We start from the raw sequence: 4,718 nt of genomic DNA, 5'->3' as shown, positions 1-4,718 counted from the left end.
ATCGGGCCAACACCCGGAACGGTCATCAGTCGGCACGCCAGCTCACTGTCGCGCGCCATCATCCTTACTTCGTCGTCCAGCGCATCTCTGGCAATGCACAGTGTCTTGTGCAGAGGGATGAACGTTTCTGACAGCATCGCAATCGCCGGATCCGTATTCGCCGCAGCTGCGAGCTGGTCCCGAAAGCTCCTTCGCAATTTTCCCGTCCCAACCGACTTCATGCAAACACCGAACACCTTGAGGACGCCACGTACATGACCCTCAAGATCCTTACGCATACGGATCAGCCGCTCGCGGGCACCAATCAGGACGCGCACGCGCTCAGAGGATTCGCTGCGGATATGGACTTGAGTGAACCAACCCGTGCGCGCCAACTGAGCCAGCCCCTCAGCATCGCCGCGGTCAGATTTGTTAATTCGTCCCGACAACGCTTTGTGGGCCAAACGTGCATCTATGCAAATGATCGGAACACCACGCTTCTCTAACTCGCGGGTGAGCCAAATCGCTAGGATGCCACTCTCATGAACCACCCGCTCTACCTTTGGCGCGTGCTTTGAAATGAAGCGCGCGATCAGATCCGGATCTGTTGAGATATCTGTGCGTGCGGCAACATCGCCTTTGTCATCCATAATACAAATCGACGTTTCTTTGACGGACACGTCCAATCCAACATAGTATGCCATTGTCGTTCTCCTCAGTGGCTGCTTCATTGAGGCCAGTATACTGTACCTCGTTTGCCCAAGGAGAGCGGCACCCACAGACACACCATGTCATTCGTTCATTTTGCAACAATGGTTGTTCTGGGCTCGAAGGAGACCTTCGCCGCGCGATGCACCAACTTCCGTTCCGCGGAGAGGCTGTGTGAAAACTCACCCAAATTTTCCGATTTATGTTATAATTTCCGTACACCGTATGGAGGTCATTCATGGCGCATTTCATCGAAGGTTTAGACCGTCAGCAGACGATGTTGCTTCCTGAACACCTCGACTATTATGTTGATGAGGATAACCACGCCCGCGCCATTGATGCTTTCGTGGACATGCTTGATTTTGCTGCCCTTGGTTTCAACGAGCAACCTGCCGCGACGGGTCGGCCTGGTTATCATCCGGGGCTGATGCTGCGGATTTATCTCTACGGGTATCTTAACCAAGTGCAGTCGTCGCGACGTTTGGAACGTGAGTGTGGGCGCAATCTGGAGCTCATTTGGCTGACGGGTCGGTTGAGGCCGGACTTTAAGACGATTGCGGATTTTAGGAAAGATAACGGGCCAGCGATCCGCAAAGTATGCCAGCAGTTCGTGGCCTTGTGTCGCAACATGGGTCTACTTGATGGGGACGTGGTCGCCATCGATGGCAGCCGCTTCAAAGCCGTGAACTCTAAGGCCAAGAATTACACACGTGGTAAGTTGCGCCAGAAGTTGGGCGAGATCGACAAAGCAATTGAGCGTTATTTGGGCGAGTTGGACCGTGCCGATGAAGTGTTCGAGCAGACTGGAACAGTGCTTCCTGAAGCGCGCATGGAGCGCACCCTGCGAAAGCTGGAACATCTGCAAAAGGAGGCCTTGCGTTACAGATCAATTAAACAACGGATGGATGAGACCGGCGAAACGCAGGTCTCGCTGACTGATCCCGATGCCCGTTCCATGGCAACAACGGCGCGGATGCCGCGTATCGTTGGGTATAATGTGCAAACGGCGGTCGAGGCTGACAACCATTTGATTGTCGCGCATGAAGTCACGATGCTTGGATTCGATCGCGACGCCTTATCTATGATGGCCGAGGCCGCCAACGATGTCATGGCAACAGATCAACTCACGGCTATCGCCGATAAAGGCTATTACAAAGGCGAAGAAATTGTTGCGAGCGAAGAGGCTGGCATCTCGGTTGTTGTCCCAAAGCCGATGACATCAAACGCCGCAGCACGGGGTCAGTTTGACAAGGCTGATTTTGCCTACGACAGAGAAAAGGATACCTATGTTTGCCCTGCCGGCGAGGAGCTGACTTATCGATTTACGGGCCAGCAAGATGGCAAAGCCATCAGGTCCTATTGGTCGGGTGCCTGCGTCGATTGTGCTATCAAAGATAAATACACGACCAGCAAAGAGCGACGTGTGCGTCGCTGGGAACACGAAGATGTTCTTGAGCGGGTCCAAGAACGGCTGGATAAAGATCCCGCACAACTGGCTGTTCGCAGTATGACTGTTGAGCATCCCTACGGCACCATTAAATCATGGATGGGGGCCACCCACTTTAAGATGCGAACATTGAAAAAGGTGGCGGCAGAGATAGCCCTGCACGTGCTCGCCTACAACATGACCCGCGTGATGAACATCATGGGCATTCCCGCTATGATCGCGGCGATGAAGGCGTAAGAGGCTTCGTTTGCCCTGAAATTGGGGCCTGAAGCGACGGATCTGTTAAAAATGGTGACAGTTGGCCCTACGAACCCTCGAGACAGCCGAAATGAAGATTCCACGCCAAAACCAACACAAACGGCAAAAGCTAAAGCCGCACTCGGTATCAACAGAGTTTCCACACAGCCTCTCCGCAGAGCCGCATTGAGGTGGGTACCGATGAATGGCTGGTCTGGGTGTCGGTTCGCTACGTTCATCCATGGTGAAAGTCGATGATCATGGGTGATGGTTTGGCTGATTGCCTGCAAAGCCGCGCGCACTGGCTATCTCCCGGCCAAACCCGCAACCACACTCACACGTCTATAATGTAACCCGGATCGAATGCGACATCTTCGCCCGGATAGCCACGCTGATTGGTGACGAATTTAATCGGGCCAAGGTCTCCTGCACCGGTCCAATTCTCGCCCTCATGGCTGTGTCCCCAGACCCATGTGTGGATGTCGTGGCCTCGAATTTCATCCCAAAGGGTGCTTGCGAACCCGGCGCTCATGGCGCGCTTTTCGTTCCCGCCGATTGTGCGCATTGGACAGATCAATTCACGCACTGGCAGGTGATGGGTCATCACTAAAGTAGGGCCGTCATAGGGTCCCCGAAGTGCTTCGAAGATCGCCACTTTGTCTTCCGCGTGGCGTTCCAACATATCGTCGATGGTGAAGCGCGTTTTGGGCGCGGTGCGGATCACGCGATAGTCTTGCATGTACGCAGAGACCATTGTGCGGGCCAGCAATTCAAACGGTGGATACAACTTCAAATCGGTCCACAGAGTTGCACCAATAATGCGTACCCCTGCGATCTCCGTTGCCGCACCATGAAGCACACGGATATCTAAACCCTCGGCGTGTAGCTGTGCCAGCTGTACAGCTTCTTGCTCGCGCAGTTCAGACCAAATCGATCCATAGACCTCATGATTGCCCCAGATCACGACGACTGGGCAGCCGTACTTGCGCGCAGCTTGTGCCGGGATATCCAGATGACGACCCATCGTGTGTGTGTCGCCAGCAATCAAAACCCCGTCCACAGGCGCGGACAGGTCGGGCAGATTGAAGCCGCCCCAGAATTCATCGTGCAGATCGCTCCAGATTAGAAAACGGGCCATCACTCTTACTTTCTCATTATCTCAGGGAAGCGAGCGGGATCGATCCACTGCTTGCCGTCTTTGGGTGCGCCCCATGGGTTACCGAATGCTTTTGCGGCGGATGGATCATCGACGGTTAGATCACGTGCATTCTCAGCCCGCCGCGCCCGTTTGTGCTCGGCTTTCTTGAACGACTTGTCGCTGTCCTTGGTGGTCATCCCGCAGATGGGTGTCTTACGATATGAGCGTGACATATCAGATTTCCTTCACGTTATGTTCGACGTCGGCCCAATGCTTGTTCACAGGCAGCGTTTTGGCACGGCGCGCGATGTCCTCAAAACGGACGGGCATGTAGTCCCAGACATCGACACCAGCGTTGACGCTGTTGCGTGAACCTTTCCAGTTAGTGTGGACATGGCCAAATATCTGGAGCGCATCACGGCGGGCGTGGTTCCATGTGATCAACGGGTAGTGGCAAAGCGTGTGCGCCTGCTTCTGAGGGCCGTCGCGAACCTCGGCCAGATGCGATACGCTTGTCCACGGCAATGTTTGTGTTGGCTCCAAATCATGGTTGCCAACGACGAGGTGCTTTTTTGCACCGGGGAGCTTGTCAAAGAGCTTGGTGAGCCATTCGGCGTCTTTGGCTTTTGACCCATGGGCGAAGTCGCCAATGATCCAAAGCACGTCCTTGGGGCCAACCATGGCCCATAGGTTCTGCATGAGAACTGCGTCCATGTGGTTCGCCGAACGAAAGGGGCGATTGCAGAACTTGATGACGTTCTCATGCCCGAAATGGGGGTCAGCTGTGTACCAGTTGGTCATGTCGGTTCTCCGTCGTGCGGTGGTGGCGCGGACGGCGACGGGCAGGTGCGGAGATGAATGATCATCGGGGCGAACAGCGCGAAGCCGCCCGCCGAATGTTGGGGGGCGCTAGGTTTGGGTGATATGTACGCGCTTCATGATCATGCGTGTCTCATAGCGCGTTCAGATGCGTCTGGCTATCCATGGATTACAGATCCATATCCGAGGCCTCGACCTCCTCACCGGTCAGGGCTTCGACAATCTGGCGGTCGAGCTCTTCCATATGGATGCGGCCTAGTTCGTAGTCCTCCAGTGAGAAACTGATGGATGTCATACCGGGTTCGCCGCGATAGAAGATCCTGAAGGTTGCGATACAGCCAGTTTTGATCTCTTTCTCGCGCGGAAACTGGAAACGGTAGTCGACATTAT

At 54.7% G+C, this 4,718-nt stretch carries 6 protein-coding genes; 1 reads left to right on the top strand and 5 read right to left on the bottom strand.

The genetic code is table 11. The annotated features are described in order from the left end of the window. Positions 1 to 683: transposase (locus ABJQ89_RS14675; protein WP_348496930.1), on the bottom strand; the 683-nt coding region annotated here is incomplete at its 3' end. A 242-nt stretch (positions 684 to 925) separates the two neighbouring features. Between ABJQ89_RS14675 and ABJQ89_RS14670 the strand changes: the two genes are divergently transcribed. Beyond that, on the top strand, positions 926 to 2,371 hold the full coding sequence (locus tag ABJQ89_RS14670) for an IS1182 family transposase (RefSeq protein WP_348404445.1): 1,446 nt from the start codon (positions 926 to 928) through the stop codon (positions 2,369 to 2,371). A 334-nt stretch (positions 2,372 to 2,705) separates the two neighbouring features. Here the strand turns inward: ABJQ89_RS14670 and ABJQ89_RS14665 are convergent, their stop codons facing one another. The 4 genes from ABJQ89_RS14665 to ABJQ89_RS14650 all read right to left on the bottom strand — a co-directional run. Continuing rightward, the gene (locus ABJQ89_RS14665; RefSeq protein WP_348404533.1) at positions 2,706 to 3,509 is read right to left on the bottom strand and encodes a metallophosphoesterase; all 804 of its coding nucleotides are present in this window, start codon (positions 3,507 to 3,509) and stop codon (positions 2,706 to 2,708) included. Between the two features lie 5 nt (positions 3,510 to 3,514). Next, positions 3,515 to 3,742, bottom strand: a complete 228-nt coding sequence (locus ABJQ89_RS14660; RefSeq protein WP_348404446.1) for a hypothetical protein — start codon at positions 3,740 to 3,742, stop codon at positions 3,515 to 3,517. Between the two features lies 1 nt (position 3,743). After that, complete coding sequence (locus ABJQ89_RS14655) at positions 3,744 to 4,310, bottom strand: metallophosphoesterase (RefSeq protein WP_348404447.1); 567 nt, start codon at positions 4,308 to 4,310, stop codon at positions 3,744 to 3,746. Between the two features lie 187 nt (positions 4,311 to 4,497). Then, positions 4,498 to 4,718: hypothetical protein (locus ABJQ89_RS14650; RefSeq protein WP_348496929.1), on the bottom strand; the 221-nt coding region annotated here is incomplete at its 5' end.

The sequence above is a fragment of the Planktotalea sp. genome (genome assembly GCF_039984035.1).
GTDB lineage: Bacteria > Pseudomonadota > Alphaproteobacteria > Rhodobacterales > Rhodobacteraceae > Planktotalea.
Note: the sequence above shows the minus strand (reverse complement) of the source record. Positions and strands in the feature narration are given on the sequence as shown.

Bases quoted from the DNA above. Each gene is read 5' to 3' on its own strand.
- ABJQ89_RS14670 (WP_348404445.1), top strand. From the start codon at position 926: ATGGCGCATTTCATCGAAGGTTTAGACCGTCAGCAGACGATGTTGCTT.
- ABJQ89_RS14665 (WP_348404533.1), bottom strand. From the start codon at position 3,509: ATGGCCCGTTTTCTAATCTGGAGCGATCTGCACGATGAATTCTGGGGC.
- ABJQ89_RS14660 (WP_348404446.1), bottom strand. From the start codon at position 3,742: ATGTCACGCTCATATCGTAAGACACCCATCTGCGGGATGACCACCAAG.
- ABJQ89_RS14655 (WP_348404447.1), bottom strand. From the start codon at position 4,310: ATGACCAACTGGTACACAGCTGACCCCCATTTCGGGCATGAGAACGTC.